General features: G+C 72.1%; 13 protein-coding genes, 2 tRNA genes and 1 pseudogene. 6 read left to right on the forward strand and 10 right to left on the reverse strand.

The annotated features are described in order from the left end of the window. Positions 1 to 250: 250 nt before the first annotated feature. The 3 genes and pseudogenes from ACFZDK_RS10300 (at position 251) to xerC (ending at position 2,024) form a co-directional block, all read left to right on the forward strand. Entirely contained in the window at positions 251 to 670 is a 420-nt protein-coding gene (locus ACFZDK_RS10300; protein ID WP_390971606.1) for a replication initiator, read from the forward strand. Next, positions 667 to 873 (forward strand): excisionase family DNA-binding protein, encoded by a 207-nt coding sequence (locus ACFZDK_RS10305; RefSeq protein WP_390971607.1) that lies wholly within the window; start codon positions 667 to 669, stop codon positions 871 to 873. Before ACFZDK_RS10300 ends, ACFZDK_RS10305 begins: the two co-directional genes overlap by 4 nt. Continuing rightward, positions 861 to 2,024, forward strand: a pseudogene (gene xerC, locus ACFZDK_RS10310) (tyrosine recombinase XerC). Before ACFZDK_RS10305 ends, xerC begins: the two are co-directional and overlap by 13 nt. An 81-nt stretch (positions 2,025 to 2,105) precedes the next feature. Here the strand turns inward: xerC and ACFZDK_RS10315 are convergent. Together ACFZDK_RS10315 and ACFZDK_RS10320 are read right to left on the reverse strand one after the other, a co-directional pair. Beyond that, positions 2,106 to 2,178: transfer RNA gene (locus ACFZDK_RS10315), tRNA-Arg, on the reverse strand. A gap of 365 nt (positions 2,179 to 2,543) precedes the next feature. Continuing rightward, positions 2,544 to 2,637, reverse strand: a tRNA-Ser gene (locus ACFZDK_RS10320). A 181-nt stretch (positions 2,638 to 2,818) separates the two neighbouring features. On the opposite strand from ACFZDK_RS10320, the gene ACFZDK_RS10325 reads away from it, so the two are divergent. Further along, positions 2,819 to 3,286, forward strand: a complete 468-nt coding sequence (locus ACFZDK_RS10325; protein ID WP_390971608.1) for an SSI family serine proteinase inhibitor — start codon at positions 2,819 to 2,821, stop codon at positions 3,284 to 3,286. Between the two features lie 301 nt (positions 3,287 to 3,587). Then, positions 3,588 to 7,685 carry a PAS domain-containing protein gene (locus ACFZDK_RS10330; protein WP_390971609.1) on the forward strand — a complete coding sequence of 1,366 codons (4,098 nt, stop codon included), beginning with the start codon at positions 3,588 to 3,590 and terminating at the stop codon, positions 7,683 to 7,685. Positions 7,686 to 7,786: 101 nt separating this feature from the next. Here ACFZDK_RS10330 and ACFZDK_RS10335 read toward each other — a convergent pair whose 3' ends face one another. The 8 genes from ACFZDK_RS10335 to ACFZDK_RS10370 all read right to left on the reverse strand — a co-directional run bounded on the left by ACFZDK_RS10335 (position 7,787) and on the right by ACFZDK_RS10370 (position 15,718). After that, entirely contained in the window at positions 7,787 to 9,430 is a 1,644-nt protein-coding gene (locus ACFZDK_RS10335) for a long-chain-fatty-acid--CoA ligase (RefSeq protein ID WP_390972482.1), read from the reverse strand. 147 nt (positions 9,431 to 9,577) lie between these two features. Further along, a complete protein-coding gene (locus ACFZDK_RS10340) occupies positions 9,578 to 10,183 on the reverse strand; it encodes a SigE family RNA polymerase sigma factor (protein ID WP_390971610.1) in 606 nt (201 codons plus the stop codon). A 263-nt stretch (positions 10,184 to 10,446) separates the two neighbouring features. After that, a complete protein-coding gene (locus tag ACFZDK_RS10345; protein ID WP_390971611.1) occupies positions 10,447 to 11,613 on the reverse strand; it encodes a lipid-transfer protein in 1,167 nt (388 codons plus the stop codon). Beyond that, complete coding sequence (locus ACFZDK_RS10350; protein WP_390972483.1) at positions 11,610 to 12,080, reverse strand: MaoC/PaaZ C-terminal domain-containing protein; 471 nt, start codon at positions 12,078 to 12,080, stop codon at positions 11,610 to 11,612. Before ACFZDK_RS10350 ends, ACFZDK_RS10345 begins: the two co-directional genes overlap by 4 nt. A gap of 25 nt (positions 12,081 to 12,105) precedes the next feature. Next, positions 12,106 to 13,140 (reverse strand): acyl-CoA dehydrogenase family protein, encoded by a 1,035-nt coding sequence (locus ACFZDK_RS10355; RefSeq protein WP_390971612.1) that lies wholly within the window; start codon positions 13,138 to 13,140, stop codon positions 12,106 to 12,108. Position 13,141: 1 nt separating this feature from the next. Then, complete coding sequence (locus tag ACFZDK_RS10360) at positions 13,142 to 14,068, reverse strand: OB-fold domain-containing protein (protein ID WP_390971613.1); 927 nt, start codon at positions 14,066 to 14,068, stop codon at positions 13,142 to 13,144. Continuing rightward, positions 14,049 to 15,224 (reverse strand): acyl-CoA dehydrogenase family protein, encoded by a 1,176-nt coding sequence (locus tag ACFZDK_RS10365; protein ID WP_390971614.1) that lies wholly within the window; start codon positions 15,222 to 15,224, stop codon positions 14,049 to 14,051. Before ACFZDK_RS10365 ends, ACFZDK_RS10360 begins: the two co-directional genes overlap by 20 nt. Before the next feature lie 176 nt (positions 15,225 to 15,400). Continuing rightward, positions 15,401 to 15,718 carry a hypothetical protein gene (locus tag ACFZDK_RS10370; protein WP_390971615.1) on the reverse strand — a complete coding sequence of 106 codons (318 nt, stop codon included), beginning with the start codon at positions 15,716 to 15,718 and terminating at the stop codon, positions 15,401 to 15,403. A gap of 359 nt (positions 15,719 to 16,077) precedes the next feature. Here ACFZDK_RS10370 and ACFZDK_RS10375 point away from each other — a divergent pair, with 359 nt between their 5' ends. Then, positions 16,078 to 16,989 carry a bifunctional DNA primase/polymerase gene (locus ACFZDK_RS10375; RefSeq protein WP_390971616.1) on the forward strand — a complete coding sequence of 304 codons (912 nt, stop codon included), beginning with the start codon at positions 16,078 to 16,080 and terminating at the stop codon, positions 16,987 to 16,989. Positions 16,990 to 17,015 lie beyond the last annotated feature (26 nt).

Raw genomic sequence — 17,015 nt, forward strand, 5'->3', positions numbered from 1 at the left:
GGCGTGGATGGTGACGTCGCTGATCGCGACGTCGGTGGTCTGGTGGAGCCAGAGGTCCTGGAGCGGGTCGTGGGTCACGACCGCTCATGATCGCGGAGGTGGTGACCCTCCGTTGCTCCGGCACCAAAAGTGATCCAGAACCACTTTTCAGCCGTCGCCGACAGAGGGTTTGCGCCGCTCGACTGAAGTTCTGCGCTTCGCCGAGCAGACTGCCGTAAGACACTTGCCGCTGCTCCCTCAGCCAGTGTGCGTGATCGGCCTCTGCTTGGTCCTCTACTACTTGCCGACTTGCGGCTGCTGCCGTCTCTGCGCCGATCTTCGCGCCTCGAACAGCCGCCGTGCCTCCCGCCAACTCATCCGAACCGCCTGGACCCTCGGCGCCCGCAAAGACCTCGGACACCTCCGCCTGCGCGCCTGGGCCCACATGCTCGGCTTCCGCGGCCACTTCTCCACCAATTCCCGTCGCTACTCCACCACCCTCGGCGCCCTCCGCGACGCCCGCGCCGAATGGCGCCGAGCACAAGCAGCAGCCAACAGTCCCACCAGCACCGAGACGACGTACGTCCTCGCCCACTGGGTCTTCGCCGGCACCGGCCTCAGCGCCACCGAGACCTGGATCGCCGCATGCCTCGAACCAGCCCCCGGAACGGAAGGAGAACCCACCGCATGACCTCGATGACGCTCCAGCGCAAGTGGCACACCACTGCTGAGGTGGCCGTGATGCTCGGCTTCGGTCTGTCCAAGACCAAGGCGCTGGTCCTGAGCGGCGAGATCCGCTCAGTGAAGGTCGGCCGCAACCGGCGGATCATCCCGGCCTGGGTCGACGAGTACGTGAACCGTTGTGCGGCGGACGCCGAGGAGTGGGCGGCATGAGCGGAAAGCGCGCCAACGGCGAAGGATCCATCTACGCCTACAAGAACAGCTTCGCCGCGTACGCCTGGGTCACCACCCCGGAGGGCGACCACAAGCGGAAGTACGTCTACGGCAAGACGCGCGAAGAGACCCACGAGAAGTGGATCAAGCTGCACTCCGAAGCCGGCAAGGGTCCTGTGCAGACCCGTCACCGCACGGTCGTGCGGCTCTACATCGCCCCGCACCTGGGCTCGAAACGGCTCGACAAGCTGACCGTCAGGGACGTGCGGGAGTGGCTGACCAAGCTGGCCCGCATCTGCCAGTGCTGCGCGCAGGGCAAGGACGCCAAGCGCCCGAGGGCCCGGCAGCGCTGCTGCGCCGTCGGCTAGTGCTGCGAAGCGTTTCCCTCCCGCCGGGTCGTCCAGGCCGCTCGCGACGCGCTGCGGGCCGCGCTGACGCACGCCGTGACCGAGGAGGAGATCAGCAAGAACGTGGCCTCCCTGGTCAAGGCCCCGAAGCCTCGTCGTCGCCGGATCAAGCCGTGGTCCGTCGTCGAAGCGGGGCGCTTCCTCGCCGATTCCCTGGCCCGTGAAGATCCGCTGTTCGCGGCCTGGGTGCTCGTGCTCTGCCTCGGGCTACGTCATGGTGAGGTCCTGGGGCTCACCTGGAAGTCGATCGACTTCGAGACGGGGGAGTTGTACGTGGACCACCAGATCCAGCGGGCGGCCCGTCAGATTCTCCACCGGGAGACCAAGACAGAGGAGTCGGACGACTTCCTTCCGCTCCCCCGGTTCTGCCCCAAGGCGCTCCGGATGCGCCACGCTCAGCAGACCGGCGACCGGAAGGCTGCCGGTGATCTCTGGCAGGACACCCGGGGGCTCATCTTCACGACGAAGTACGGGACCCCGATCGAGCCGGACAACCTCACCCGCATGTTCGCCCTGCGGGCCCGTCGCGCCGGCCTCCGGGGCATCCCGCTCCGGAACACCCGGCACACGTGCAGCTCGCTCCTGGTCGCCCTGAAGGTCCACCCGAAGGTAGCTCAGCGCATCCTCCGGCACTCGCAGATAGCCATGACGATGGAGGTCTACGCAGAGGCAAGCGAAGAAGAGGTACGGGCTGCCCTCGGCAAGCTGTCCGAGGCGATGGGCGGCGCACGGACTGACGGCTGACATCAGCCGTCGCTGTACTTCGCTGCTGTACGTCCCCGAAACGTCAAAGGCCCCGGAATGATCCGGGGCCTTTGAGCTGTGTGCACTCGGCAGGATTCGAACCTGCAACCTTCTGATCCGTAGTCAGATGCTCTATCCGTTAAGCTACGAGTGCTTGTTTTTTGTTTTTCTGTCTTCGCTTCTTGCCCTTCCGGGCCGCTCGCGGCGACAGGAAGAACATTACATGACTGCCGCCGCCATGTGAAATCCGTTAGGCATACCCCTTGCGACCTGCGAAAACGCCGATTCGTGGGGGTCCGGTGACGGCGGCGCGGCCCCGGCCGGTGGTGCGCGGGCCGGCAGCGGAGCTGAGGCGGCCATGTGGTGGTGCGTGCGCTGAAGTGCCGGTCGGTGTCCGACGGTTCCGTGCTGTGGGTCGGCGGGCCGGCAGTCGACCGCGCGCCTGGATGATCGAGGACTCGCCGGCGCCGTGAAACGACTCAGGGAGCTCAGCCGCAATGGCTGGGCTCCCTGATCTTGTGGCGGAGGCGGAGGGATTTGAACCCTCGATGGGATTGAAGTCCCAAACCGCATTAGCAGTGCGGCGCCATAGACCGGACTAGGCGACGCCTCCCGCACAGCCGCCCGCGTGAGCGCGAGTGGTGCGTGCAGATGATGACACAGTCGAGCGTGCTGTCACCAATCGGCTCCCACGGTACTAGGCAGCCGGGCCGCAGGGCAAAGCCCTTCCGGTCTGCGGGGGCGTCGCGCAACGTCCGGGCGGGCGGCGCGTTGGGCAGGGCATGTCTCATGCCTTGTCTCAGGTCCTGTCCGAGGCCGCCGCACGACGCTTCGGCGGGCGGGGTCGCCCCCTCGGTGCCGTGGCCGCCGTCCTCGGGTCCTTCTCCGTCCTCTCCGTCCTTCCCGCTCCGCCCGCGGTGGCTGCCGGGACTGCGGCCGACCACCTCACCGTCACCGTCCGGCACGCCGGAGCCGGGCGGGACGGGGTGTACGAGCTGTCCTGTCACCCCGGCGCGGGCAGTCACCCGGACGTGGGCGGGGCGTGCCGGGTGCTGGACCAGAACACGCGGTGGGGGCACGACACCTTCGCCCCGGTCGCCCCGGGCAGCGCCTGCACCATGCTCTACGGCGGCCCGGCCACCGCCCATGTCACCGGCACCTGGGCCGGCAGGCCGGTCGACGCGACGTACGACCGCAGCAACGGCTGCGAGATCGGCCGCTGGAACCGGATGGTGCCGCTGCTGCCCGACTTCGGCCCGTGAAGCCCCGCAGGCGTGGGCGGAGGCCTGACGGAAGAGGCGGCCCGGGTCATAGCGAAGGCTCATCACCGCGACACAGCCGTTTCATGGCCGCAGCCCCGACCCGTAAATGTCTCGCGAAGGTACGGCGGAGGCGAAGCGTGTCGGTCACATGTTCGCCGTCACTTCGTCGTGCGACCTCCCTCTCATCCGGCGCCGCGACCGGAACCCGTGCCCTTAGACTCCCTCGCGTGACACGCTGCGAGCCGGTTGGCAAGATGGCCCGAGCGGTCGGCAAGGTGCGGTAACAGGGAGGAAGCGTCTCGTGAGCAGCAGGCCATCCCGAGGCGCTGCTCGCCTCGCAGCCATACTGGATGCGCTGCCGGATGCGTTGGTGCTGGTCAACGCCAACGGAACCGTGGTCAACGCGAACACCATCGCCCTGGAGGCGTTCGAGGCGCCGGGGACGGCGCTGGTGGGGCGCGGGCTGCTCGATCTGCTTCCGGAGTTCGACTCACGGCTCATCCCCGGCTCGATGCGGCGGCCCGACCACATGGACCCGCGCGGGCGGACCAAGCCGACCCGGATGGTCGCCCGGCGCACCGACGGGACCGAGTTCCCGGTCGAGGTCACCAGCGCCAACCTGGAGAACGGACAGCAGGCCTACGACGGTTACGGCTACAGCAGCGACGAGCTGCTGATGCTCGTCGTGCGCGACCTGACCGGGACCGTGGACACCGAGGCCGAGCTGGCCCGCTCGCAGCGGCAGACCGAGATGATCCTGCGGGCCGCCAGCGAGGGCGTCGTAGGAACGGACACGGACGGGCGGATCGTGCTCGTCAATCCGGCGGCCGCCCAGATACTGGGTTACCGGGCCGGTGAGCTCGGCGGCAAGGAGCTGCACAACCTGGTGCTGCACTCGCGCGCCGACGGCTCGCCGTTCCCGTACGCGGAGTCGCCGCTCGCCGACACCCTGCGCTCCGGGCGCAAGCACCGGGTGCGCGGGCAGGCGCTGTGGGCCAAGGGCGACAAGAAGGTTCCGGTCGATCTGACGACCGCGCCGGTGCGCGACGGCGACCAGCTCGTCGGCGCCGTGATGACCTTCACCGACCGGCGGCCGTACGACAGCGTCGTCGACGAGAAGGACGCCCTGGAGAAGGCGCACGCCGAGGAGCTGGAGAAGCTCTCCGAGGAGCACGCCTCCGACCTGACCGCGCTGCGCCAGAAGCACGTCACCGAGGTGGAGGAGCTGCGCGAGCGGCACGCCGAGGAGGTGGCCGCCGGCGAGGACCGGTACGCGGCCCTCGGCGAGCGCGAGAAGGACCGGTACGAGGCCCTCCACGGGCGGCACGAGCAGTTGCTGACGCTGCTCGCGCAGTCGTTGCGCGGGCCGCTCGACGAGCTGCGCCGCGAGCTCGCCGCGCTCGCCGCCGACGACGCGGGGCAGCTGTGGCCCGAGGCCAACCAGGTGCTCCACCACCTTTCGGCCGGTTACTCGCGTATCACCCAGCTCATCGACAACGTCCTCGGCTACCAGGCGCTGGACGCCGGCACCGAGGACATCAACCGCACCAAGGTCATGCTGGACGCCGTCGTCGCCGCCGGTGTGGACGGCGCGGTGGAGCTGATCGGGCCCGGCCGGGTGCAGTTCGCCGTGCACGCGCCGCCCATCGAGGCCGAGGTGGACCCGCAGCGGCTCGCCGTCGCGCTCGCGCATCTCGTCGCGGACGTGGCCGGCGTCGACGCGACCGGCAACGCGCCCGTCTCCGCGGGCGGCTACATGGACAACACCGTCGTCGTCGCGGCGGCCCAGCGTGGTGAGGTCGTCCGTATCGAGGTGCGCGGGCCGTACCCCGGGGGCGACCCGGTGCACGAGCCGATCGTGCGCGGGATCGTGCGCGCGCACGGCGGGGTGCTGCAGACCCACGACGTGCCGGGCATGAGCGGCAGCGCCTTCGTGCTGGAGGTGCCCATCGGGGGCGGCGCCGGGGCCGTGCCCCCGCCGGCCGGTCTGGCGCTGGAGGCGGCCCCTGCCGTCGAGGAGACCGGTGCCGGTGGGCGGCGGCGGGCCCGGCGGTCCTCCGTGGACGCCTTCCTGGAGAGCGACGTCCCCGGCGCGTCCGGCGAGGACGAGGTCGAGGGCGAGGTCCCGGCCGCGCCGACCGGACGGCGGCGCCGGCGTGCCGCCGAGGCGGCGGGCCAGGAGAGCGGCCCCGCCGCGATCGAGAGCGCGGAGTCGGCGTCGGGCTCGGAGTCCGGCGGTACCGGGCGGCGGCGCGGGCGTCCGGGCGACGGTGACGCGGGAGTGGCCGAGGGTGCCGTGGTGACGGCGGCCGAGCAGGGCGCAGGAGCGGCGGCTTCGGCCACGGGACTGGGTGCCGCCGTGCCACCGCAGGGCGTGCCCGCGCCCGCGTCGGGGCGCCGCGCGCGCCGGGAACCCGAGGAGCGGCAGGCGCTGCCGCCGGCGCTGCCCGCGGCTCCCTCCGAACCGGCGGCCGAGGACGGCCAGCCGGGCGGGCGCCGGCGCCGTGCGCTGGCCGCGGCCGCCGAGCGGGCCGAGCAGCAGCAGGCGGGGCCCCGCCCGGTCTTCGCGCTGCCGCCCGCCGAGGCCGACCGCACCCCCGACCACGGCGAGACGGCGGGCGACGAGGGCCGGCACGACGCCGTGGCCCACGACCAGGCCGAGGACCACACCCCGCCGCAGCCGCACCCCACCACCGCGCCGACCGGCCGCCGCAGGCGGGCCGTGGGCCAGCCCGCGGAGGGCAACCCGGCCGCCGCCGTGCCGACGGTGCCCGCGCAGGCGGGCGCGCCCGGACAGCCGGGGATGCCGGTTCAGCCCGGACAGCCGGGGATGCCAGGACTCCCGGGGCCCGGTATTCCGGTCCAGGCCGCCCCCGCGGCGCAGGCGCTGCCGAGCGCGGCCGTACCGGCGCAGGGGCAGGCTCAGGCACAGGGGCAGACACAGGGCGCCGCACCGGCGGTCGCCGCCGAGTCCGCTCCGATGGCTCCGACGGCTCCCGCGCCGGCCCCCGCCCAGCCCCTTCCGGCGGAGGCCGCCCCCGTGGCCCCCGTACCGCAGCAGTGGCCGGGCGCGGACGAAGCACCCGCCCAGCAGCCCGCCACACCGGCCACGCCCGCCCTGCCACCCGCAGCAGCCGCCACACCCGCACCCACAGCCACCCCCACCCCTCAACCCCCTCGTGCCGCACAGCCGTTGCCCGCCGAGGCGGCAGCGACGCCCGCGCCGGTCGACCCGGACTCCACCCAGGGCCGGGCGTTCAGCGTGCGGACGCTGGGGCAGGGGGTGCCGTTCTCGCGGCAGGCCGCACAGGTGCAGCAGCCGACGGCCACCCCGCCCCCGCACCAGCCGGGCGGCAACGGACGGCGCCGCAAGCTGGGCACGCCCCCGGACCCGGGCCCGCGTGCCGAGCAGCCGCAGCCGCAGCCCGAGCAGACGGCCCGGCCGCATCCGCCGGCCGAGCAGCCGGTCGCCGCCAAGCCGGTCGCGGCCCAGCCGCTGCCGCAGCCGTCGCTGGCCGGGCAGTCCCGGCTCGTCGGCGCCACCGACGGTGCCGGACGGTCGTACGCCATAGGGGCGCCGGACGTGAACGCCGCCGAGGGGCCCGAACCGCTGGACGGTCCGGGCGGCGCGATCGAGGTCGCGGATCCGCCGCGCCCGCAGCCGATGGACGACGAACTGCCCCCGGAGCCGCTGGACAACCCGCGTCGGCTGCTGGTCTGGCCGGCGCCCGACGTCACCACCCAGCAGGCGCTGAGCGACCGCGGCTACCGGCCGGTGATCGTGCACTCCCGTGAGGAGGTCGACGCGCAGATCGCCGCGTTCCCGGCGGCGCTGTTCGTGGACCCGCTGACCGGGCCGATCACGCGCACCGCGCTGCAGTCACTGCGGCAGGCGGCGGTGGCCGCCGAGGTGCCGGTGATGGTCACGGCAGGGCTGGGGCAGGCGACGCGGGAGGCGGCGTACGGCGCCGATCCCGCCGTACTGCTGAAGGCGCTCGCGCCCCGGGACAGCGAGCAGCACCCGCCGCGGGTGCTGCTCATCGAGGAGCACGCGGAGATCGCCCTCGCCCTGACCGCGACGCTGGAACGGCGCGGGATGCAGGTCGCGCGGGCGGCGAGCGACGCGGACGCGGTGACGCTGGCGGGGCAGTTGCGGCCGAACCTGGTGGTGATGGACCTGATGCAGGTGCACCGCCGCCAGGCCGGGATCATCGACTGGCTGCGGGCGAACGGGCAGCTCAACCGGACGCCGCTGGTCGTCTACACGGCGGCGGTGGACCAGGCGGACCTGCCTCGGCTGGCGTCCGGGGAGACCGTGCTGTTCCTGGCGGAGCGGTCGACCAGCGGCGAGGTGCAGAGCCGGATCGTGGATCTGCTGGCGCGGATCGGGACTAACTGAGGGAGCGCCGTTCGGGGAACTGCCGACCGTCGGCCGCGCGTTGATCGTGGCTGGTCGCGCAGTTCCCCGCGCCCCTGAAGGGGCGCTTCAGCGCAGGTCGCTCACAGGCTGGTGACGTCCAGCTCCCCCTCGGCGTACCGCCTCCGCAGCACCTTCTTGTCGAACTTGCCGACGCTCGTCTTCGGCACCGCCTCGATCAGCGTCCAGCGCTCCGGCAGCTGCCACTTCGCGATCTTGCCCTCCTCGGCGAGGAAGGTCCGCAGGGTCTCGAAGGTGGCCGTGGAGCCCTCCCGCAGGACGACCGTCGCCAGCGGGCGCTCGCCCCACTTGTCGTCGGGGACGGCGACGACCGCCGCCTCGGCGATGTCCGGGTGGGACATCAGCGCGTTCTCCAGTTCGACCGAGGAGATCCACTCGCCGCCGGACTTGATGACGTCCTTCGCGCGGTCGGTGAGGGTGAGGAAGCCGTCGGCGGAGATGGTGCCGACGTCACCGGTCTTCAGCCAGCCGTCCTCGCTGAACTTGTCGTCGGGGCGCAGCGGCTGCGCGTCGGGGCCGTTGTAGTACGCGCCGGCGATCCAGGGGCCGCGCACCTCCAGCTCGCCCGCCGCCTCGCCGTCCCAGGGGAGGCGCTCCCCGCCGGGACCGCTGAGACGGGCCTCGACGGAGGCCGGGAAACGGCCCTGGGTGAGGCGGTACGCGAACTCCTGCTCCGTACCCACCACATGGGCCGGCGGCCGGGCGATCGTGCCCAGCGGGGAGGTCTCCGTCATGCCCCAGGCGTGGCAGACCCGCATGCCGAGCTTGTCGAAGGCGCTCATGAGGGAGGGCGGACAGGCCGCGCCGCCGATGGTGACCTGGGTGAGGGAGGAGACGTCCCGGGGTCGGGCGGTGAGTTCGCCGAGCAGGCCCTGCCAGATGGTGGGGACGGCGGCCGCGTGCGTCGGGCGCTCGCTCTCGATCATCTCGGCGAGCGGGCCCGGCTGGAGGAAACGGTCCGGCATGAGGAGGTTGACGCCGGTCATGAAGGTGGCGTGCGGCAGACCCCAGGCGTTGACATGGAACTGCGGCACGACGACCAGGGACGTGTCCTGGTCGGTCAGGCCCATCGACTGGGCCATGTTGACCTGCATCGAGTGCAGGTAGATCGAACGGTGGCTGTACACCACGCCCTTGGGGTCGCCCGTGGTGCCGGAGGTGTAGCACATGGCGGCGGCCTGGCGTTCGTCCAGCTCCGGCCAGTCGTACGCGGTCGGCTTCCCGGCGATCAGGTCCTCGTACTCGTGCACCTGCGCGGCGGCGCCGGCGAGCGGCGAACGGTCGCCCGGGCCGGAGACGACGAGGTGCTCGACGGTCGGCAGCTTGGACAGCAGCGGCGCGATCATCGGGATCAGCGAGCCGTTGACGACGATGACGCGGTCGGCGGCGTGGTTGACGATCCAGACCAGCTGCTCGGCGGGCAGCCGCAGATTGAGCGTGTGCAGGACCGCACCCATGGAAGGAATCGCGAAGTACGCCTCGGTGTGCTCCGCGTTGTTCCACATCAGGGTGGCCACCCGGTCGTCGCCCCGGACACCCAGGTCGTCGCGCAGGGCGTGGGCCAGCTGGGCGGCACGGGCGCCGACCTCGGCGAAGCTGCGACGGTGCGGTTCGGCCTCGCCCGTCCAGGTGGTCACCTGTGACTCGCCATGAATCCTCGACCCGTGGGTCAGGATCCTGGAGATCAGCAGCGGTACGTCCTGCATGGTGCTCTGCACGGCGTCCTCCCGGGGGCGTCATTGCCTACTCGGCGGTGTCAGGGCTCCGCTGATTCTGCGCACATACCACTTGGTATGTCACTAGGGGAAAGCCAACAAAGCCTGTCCGAAGGCTTCCGGACGCTGTCGGGCACGCTATCGGGCGAGGTCCAGCTCGGGGTCCTCGCGCAGTTTTCCGAGCGCACGCGACACCGCGGACTTCACCGTCCCCACCGACACCCCGAGCACCTCGGCCGTCTGCACCTCGCTCAGGTCCTCGTAGTAGCGCAGCACGACCATCGCCCGCTGCCGCGCGGGCAGTTTCATGATCGCCCGCCACATCGCGTCGTGCAGCGCCTGCCGCTCGGCCGGGTCGTCCTCACCGCCCGTCGGCTCCGGCTCGGGCAGCTCGTCGCAGACGAACTCGTCGACCCGGCGCTTGCGCCACTGCGAGGTCCGCGTGTTGAGCAGGGCCCGGCGCACATAGCCGTCGAGCGCCCGGTGGTCCTCGATCCGCTCCCAGGCCACATACGTCTTGGCGAGCGCGGTCTGGAGGAGGTCCTCGGCATCGCTCGGGTTCGCGGTCAGCGACCGGGCGGTGCGCAGCAGAACCGGCTGGCGGGCCATGACGTACGAGGCGAACGAGGGGTAGGGGCGGGGGGGCGGGGGGGTCCCCCCGCGCGAGCGAAGCCGAGCGTGGGAGAGGGTCTGCCGTGCCGAGACAGCGGCGTCCGAAGCGCTGGTGCAGACGGGTGTGGTCATGGCTCCACGCTATGAGCGAGCGATGTTCCGGCGGATCGGCCGCAGGTCCCGAAGCAGAGTCCGCCTCAGGGTGTAGGGGTGGGGTTGACTACACCTCCTGAAGGTGGAGTACGAGGGCGGTACTCCTGCGGGTTTACCCCTGCGGGAGGGGTACGACGGCGGCCACGGACCCGGTCGTCCGAGGCCACCGGGCTCGGGGCCGAGGGCTCGGGGCTCGGGGCCGAGGGCTCGGGGCTCGGGGCTCGGGGTTGCTGGCTCAGGGCTCAGCCGTCCGAGGTCAGGACCAGCCCCGACGTCGGTACGCCCGTGCCCGCCGTCACCAGGACCCGGTCCGCCCCGGGTATCGGGTTCGCGGCCGTGCCGCGCAGCTGGCGCACCCCTTCCGCGATCCCGTTCATCCCATGGAGGTACGCCTCTCCGAGCTGCCCCCCGTGCGTGTTCAGGGGCAGCCGCTCCTCGGCCACGAAGTCCGCCGCCTCCCCCCGTCCGCAGAACCCGAACTCCTCCAGCTGCATCAGCACGAACGGTGTGAAGTGGTCGTAGAGGATCCCCACGTCGATGTCGGCCGGGGCCAGCCCGGAGGTCCGCCACAGCTGTCTGGCCACCACGCCCATCTCCGGGAGGCCGGTGAGGTCGTCCCGGTAGAAGCTGGTCATCTGTTCCTGCGCCCGGCCGGCGCCCTGTGCGGCGGCCGCGACCACCGCCGGCGGATGCGGCAGATCGCGCGCCCGCTCCACCAAGGTGACGACGAGGGCCTGACCGCCGTCCGTCTCCTGGCAGCAGTCGAGGAGCCGGAGCGGCTCGACGATCCAGCGGGAGGCCGCGTGCTCGGCGAGGGTGAGGGGGCGGCCGTGGAAGTAGGCGGCCGGGTTGGTCGCCGCGTACTTCCGGTCGACGACCGCCACATGCCCGAACGCCTCCGGGGTCAGCCCGTAGGTATGCAGATAGCGCTGCGCCGCCATCGCCACCCAGGACGCCGGGGTGAGCAGCCCGAACGGCAGCGCCCAGCCGAGCGCCGCCCCCTCCGCCGACGGCTCCCGGTGCTGCACGCCCGAGCCGAAGCGGCGGCCCGATCTCTCGTTGAACGCCCGGTAGCAGACCACCACCTCGGCGACGCCTGCCGCGATCGCGAGCGCCGCCTGCTGGACCGTCGCGCAGGCCGCGCCGCCGCCGTAGTGGACCCGGGAGAAGAAGGACAGCTCGCCGATCCCGCAGGCCTGGGCGACGGTGATCTCCGGGCTGGTGTCCATCGTGAACGTCACCATCCCGTCCACGTCCGCCGGAGCCAGCCCCGCGTCGTCCAGCGCGGCCCGCACCGCCTCCGCCGCCAGCCGCAGCTCGCTGCGCCCCGAGTCCTTGGAGAACTCGGTCGCCCCGATCCCCACGATCGCCGCCCGCCCGCCGAGCGAGTCCCGGCCCCGCACACTCATGAGACCTCCTCGTCGGTGACGGTGACGGTGACGGTGACCGTGGTCTCGGTCTCGGTCTCGGCGTCGGCTTCGGCCTCGGCCTCGGCCTCGGCGAGGGTGACCGTCACCGTGCCGGTGACGTGGTTGCCGAGGGCGTTGGCGCCGACCACCCGGACCGTCGCCGTCCCCGTCTCCTCGTCCAGTTCCTCGATCCGGCCGGTCAACACCATGGTGTCCCCGGGGTAGTTGGGCGCCCCCAGCCGGATGGCGACCTTGCGGAGCACCGCCGTAGGGCCGAAGTGGTCGGTGATGTAGCGGCCGACCAGGCCGTTCGTCGTCAGGATGTTCATGAAGATGTCCGGCGAACCCTTCCGCCGGGCCAGTTCGGCGTCGTGGTGCACATCCTGGTAGTCCCGGGACGCGATCGCCCCCGCCACGATCAGCGTCCGCGTGATCGGGATCTCCAGCGACGGCAGCCGGGTGCCCACACCCTGCCGGGTCGTGTGTGTCGTCTCAGTCCCCACGTGCGATCAACTCCCCCAGTTCCTGCAGCACTTCGCCCCCGCTGCCCAGATACGCGTCCAACTGGCGCCCCCACAGGAAGTGCCGGTGCACCGGATGGTCGACGTCGGCACCCGCGCCGCCATGCAGATGCTGGCCCGAGTGCACGACCCGCTGTCCCGCCTCGGACGCCCACCAGGCGGCGGTCAGCGCGTGGGTGGCGTACGGCAGCCCCGCGTCCCGCCGCCAGGCCGCCTCGTACGCCGTCACCCGTATCGCCTCGGTGTCCATGTGCGCGTCGGCGGCCCGGAGTTGCACGGCCTGGCGGGTGGCGAGCGGCCGGCCGAACTGCTCGCGGGTGGTGGTGTGCGCGACGGCCCGGGCCAGGGAGCCCGCGCAGACCCCGGCCTGGAGCCCGGCGAAGGCGGTGCGGGCGGTGGCCAGGACGTCGGTGTAGGCGTCCACGGCGCCGAGCGGCTCGGCGGGAGCCTCGTGGAGCGTGAGCCGGCCCGCCGACCAGGGGGCGGTCAGCTCGATCTCCTCGACGCCGGTGCCACCGGTGCTCTCGCCGAGGGGCACCAGCCACAGCAGCCGGCCGGCGTCGGCGACCAGGACATGGGTGGCGTCACGCAGCCACGGGACGACGGGGACGGTGCCGCTCAGGCCACCGTGCGCGCAGGGTCGTACCGCCGACTGTGCCGGGAACGCGCCGGTCACGACCACCGAACCGTCCTCGATGCCCGGCAGCAGCCGCTCCCGCTGCTCGACCGTGCCGTGCGCGGCGACCGCCAGCTGTCCGTAGACACAGCTCGCCGCGTACGGCACCTGGGCCGTGGTGCGCCCCTGTTCCTCGAGCAGCAGCACCAGTCCGAGGAGGCCCAGCTCCTCCACCGCGGCCACCAGCCCGGCCGCGGTGAGGGCCTTCCACAGCTCCGGGTCGCTGCCGGTGCCGGCGGCCCGCAGCCGCTCATGGGTGGCGAGGTCGGCGAAGATCCTGGCGGCCAGGTCACGGGCCTCGGCCTGGGCCTCGGTGGGCGTGAATTCCATGTCAGGCCTCCCCGCCGAGAGCGTCCACGGCCCGGAAGACGGGCAGGGTCGTCGCCGTGCCGTCCTCCTCGTACCGGAGGAACTCCACCCGGACCGGCAGCCCGATCCGCACCTTGTCGTACGGCACCCCCACCACGTTGCTCACTATCCGCACGCCCTCGGCGAGTTCGATGAGGCCGACCGCGTAGGGCGGGTCGAAGGCCGGGAAGGGCGGGTGGTGCATGACCACGTACGAGTAGACCGTGCCCGCGCCGGCCGACTCGACGGTGTCCCAGTCGAGGGAGCCACAGGCGTTGCAGCCGGGCAGCCAGGGGTGGCGCAGGGTGCCGCAGCCCGCGCAGCGCTGGATGAGGAGGCGTCCTTCGGCCACACCCTCCCAGAATCCGGAATTGTCCCGGTTGACCACCGGGCGGGGGCGTGGCGGAGCCTTGCGGGGTTTTCCGGCGGGCGCGTACTTGAGGATGCGGAAGCGGTGGGTACCGGCGAGGTCGTCGCCGACACGGATGTCCGTGCGGGTCGTGACGAAGTAACCCGTGCCCAGCTTGGTCGTCTTCCGCTCGGAGACCGACTCGATCACCGTGTCGAAGACCACCTCGTCGCCCGGCCGCAGGGGCCTGAGGTACTCCTGCTCGCAGTCGGTGGCGACCACCGAGGTGCAGCCCGCCTCGTCGAGCAGCGTCATCAGCTCGTCGTACGCGCCCGTGCGCCCCTCGTGTCCGGACAGGCCGCCCATCGTCCACGCCTGGAGCATGGTGGGCGGGGCGATCGCGTCCGGCCCCTCGTACGCCGGGTTCATGTCGCCCGTGGCCTCGCACCAGTGCCGGATCATGGGCAGGTTGACCGGGTCCTTGCCCACGCCGGCCACGGCGGCCGGCTGCCCCTCGTACGCCTTGAGCCGCGTTCCCGGCTCAGCGCCCGCCCCGGTCACGGCCACCACCCCTCGGCATCCCGAGCCGCATGGTCGCGACGATCTCCCGCTGCACCTCGCTCACCCCGCCCCCGAACGTGTTGATCTGTGCCGCCCTGTTGAGCCGCTCCAGCTCGCCGTCCCCGAACGCCCCCGGCGATCCGGACCGGACCCATCCCGCTTCGCCGACGATCTCCTGACACATGCGATACGTCGCGACTGCCGATTCCGTTCCCGCGAACTTCACCCCGCTGGCCTCCGCGGGGGCCACCCGGCCCGCCCCCACATCCCCCACCAAACGCCAGCTGAGCAGGCGGTTCGCCGCCAGCCGGGCATGCGCTTCGGCCAGCCGAAATCGAATCCACGGCTCGTCAACACGCCGCCGCTCCGTCACCGGATCGGGGGTGCGGGCGGCGATGAGCGCCGCCTCGTAGAAGTCCTCGGCCTGCATGCCGGTCGCGGCGAGCGCGACCCGCTCGTGGTTGAGCTGGTTGGTGATGAGCGACCAGCCGCCGTGCTCGGCGCCGACCAGGTTCCCGGCGGGGACGCGGACGCCGTCGTAGTACGTCGCCGTCGTGATCTGCCCGCCCACCGTCTCGATCGGGGTCCAGGAGAACCCGGGTGCGTCGGTGGGCACCAGGAGGATCGAGATACCGCGGTGCTTGGGCGCCTCGGGGTCGGTGCGGCAGGCCAGCCAGATCCAGTCGGCGTGCTGGGCGCCCGAGGTGAAGATCTTCTGCCCGTCGATCCGCCAGCCGTCGCCGTCCCGCACCGCACGGGTACGCAGCGAGGCCAGGTCGGTGCCGGCGGAGGGTTCGCTGTAGCCGATGGCGAAGACCAGGTCACCGCGGAGGATGCCGGGCAGGAAGCGGGCCTTCTGCTCGTCGCTGCCGTACTTCATCAACGTGGGCCCGACGGTGTTGAGCGTGACCATCGAGACCGGGGCGCCGGCCCGGTACGCCTCGTCGAAGAACACGAACTGCTCGTCCGGACCCCGGCCTTGACCGCCGTACTCCACGGGCCAGCCGAGGCCGAGCAGTCCGTCCGCGCCGATACGGCGCAGCAGGACACGGCGTTCGGCGGTGTCCTCGGGGGCCTGGGACGGGATCAAGGACCGGAAGTAGGCGCGGAGTTCGGCACGCAGCCGCTGCTGGCGTTCGGTGGGAGCCAGATGCATGGTTTCTGACTGTCCGTCAGATACGGCTCACTGTCAAGGTCGAACAGGGCGGCGCAGGAAGGGACTCCGGAGCGGCGAAGGGGCCGGAAAACGCCTGCGCGGCGGCGCCGAAGCACCGCCGCGCGGACGCACTGCCCATCCCCACAGACCACACCCCACCAGGGCTCAGGCGGGTCCTACCACAGCTGGGTGAAGTGGACGGCGACGTTGTCGTTGCCCTGCTGGACGGCCGTCCACGCGGAGCGGTTGACCTGAGCGGTGTTGCTCTGGTTCGAGGCGCCGTTGCCCACCGCGTTCTGCTGCGTGGTGGAGGAGTTGCCGCTGTTGTTGTGGCCGACCCCGCTGCCGATGATGCCCGCCGTGCCGGCGTTGGCGCTCGATCCGTTGCCCGCGATGGCACCGTTGTCAGCGACCGCGACACCGGCGAAGAGCGCGGCGGCGAGCGGGAGGGCGGAGACGGCGGCGAGAACGCGGGCGGTACGGATGCTTGCCATGTTGTTTCCTCTCAGAGCCCGGCTGTGCCGGAAGTACGTCAAGTAATGCTTTTTCCGGGGCAGTTGGCCGACCGCCTCGGTGGTTTCATCGACGTCGCGAGATCAGAATTGCCCACCGAATCCCCGGCGAACCAGCCCGGAAGCCGTCATTCGCCCTCAAGCGTGATGACAAGTCGATAAACCCCTTTCGCCATCTTTGGTCGATTCCAACCCCAGCCATGACCAATCAGGACATAGACCCCTCCAGGCACCCCAAGGGAAAAACCGTTCCGGCGCCGCTTTCCGGCCAACCGGCACCCGTCGGCGTGTCACCTCTGCCACCTCTTCCCTTTTTCGAACGTACGTACGAACATGGAGTCATGGCCATCACCGACCGGCAGGCGACAACCCTGGCCCTCGCACACGCCCTGTCAGCCGCCGAGCGCGGCCTGGCCGTCATCCCCCTGTCCCGCACCAAGCTCCCGGCCCTGCGCTCCCCGCACCGCGCCTCGCCCGGCTCTTCGAACAACGCCTCCCCGCACGACCACCCGGAACCGACGGTGCCGCCCTGCCACGGCGAGTGCGGCCGCCCCGGCCACGGGGTGTACGACGCCACCAGCGACCCGGCCCGCATCCGCGAACTGTTCGCCGCGGCCCCCTGGGCAACCGGCTACGGCATCGCCTGCGGACTGCCCCCGCACCGCCTCATCGGCGTCGACCTCGACGTGAAGTCCGGTACGGACTCCACCTCGGCCCTGCGCGAACTGGCGCTGCGGCACCTGTTCACCATCCCGCCGACGGTCGTCGTGCTCACGCCGAGCGGCGGCCGCCACCTCTGGCTGACCGGGCCGCCGGACGTCGTGGTCCCCAACTCGGCGAGCCGTCTGGCGCCCGGCATCGACATCCGGGGCGCCGGCGGCTACCTGGTCGGCCCCGGCTCCCGCACCGACCAGGGCCTCTACGCCACCGCCCCCGGCACCGCACACCTGGTCCCGGCCCCCTGCCCGCCGTCCCTGCTCCGCCTGCTCCTGCCACCCCCGCGCGCGCCCCACCCCGCCACCCACCCCTCGGTCGGCAACCGTGGCCAGGGCCTGGTCCAGTTCGTCCTCTCCGCCCACGAGGGCCAGCGCAACACCCGCCTCTTCTGGGCGGCCTGCCGCGCCTACGAGAACGGCATCGGCCGCGCCCTGCGGGCCCCCCTGATCGACGCCGCCGTCCACACGGGCCTGACGGAGGCCGAGGCCCGCGCGACGATCGCCTCGGCCGCGCGGATGACGGGCCACCGCGCCTGACACCCGCCGCACAACGAACGCAGAGA

The organism is Streptomyces sp. NPDC007901 (assembly GCF_042959465.1).
In the GTDB taxonomy this organism is placed as follows: domain Bacteria; phylum Actinomycetota; class Actinomycetes; order Streptomycetales; family Streptomycetaceae; genus Streptomyces.

Excerpts from the sequence above, each read along its gene's own strand:
- ACFZDK_RS10345 (WP_390971611.1), bottom strand. The coding sequence starts at position 11,613 with ATGAGTGTGCGGGGCCGGGACTCGCTCGGCGGGCGGGCGGCGATCGTG.
- ACFZDK_RS10370 (WP_390971615.1), bottom strand. The coding sequence starts at position 15,718 with ATGGCAAGCATCCGTACCGCCCGCGTTCTCGCCGCCGTCTCCGCCCTC.
- ACFZDK_RS10355 (WP_390971612.1), bottom strand. The coding sequence starts at position 13,140 with ATGGAATTCACGCCCACCGAGGCCCAGGCCGAGGCCCGTGACCTGGCC.
- ACFZDK_RS10375 (WP_390971616.1), top strand. The coding sequence starts at position 16,078 with ATGGCCATCACCGACCGGCAGGCGACAACCCTGGCCCTCGCACACGCC.
- ACFZDK_RS10305 (WP_390971607.1), top strand. The coding sequence starts at position 667 with ATGACCTCGATGACGCTCCAGCGCAAGTGGCACACCACTGCTGAGGTG.
- ACFZDK_RS10335 (WP_390972482.1), bottom strand. The coding sequence starts at position 9,430 with ATGCAGGACGTACCGCTGCTGATCTCCAGGATCCTGACCCACGGGTCG.
- ACFZDK_RS10365 (WP_390971614.1), bottom strand. The coding sequence starts at position 15,224 with ATGCATCTGGCTCCCACCGAACGCCAGCAGCGGCTGCGTGCCGAACTC.
- ACFZDK_RS10340 (WP_390971610.1), bottom strand. The coding sequence starts at position 10,183 with ATGACCACACCCGTCTGCACCAGCGCTTCGGACGCCGCTGTCTCGGCA.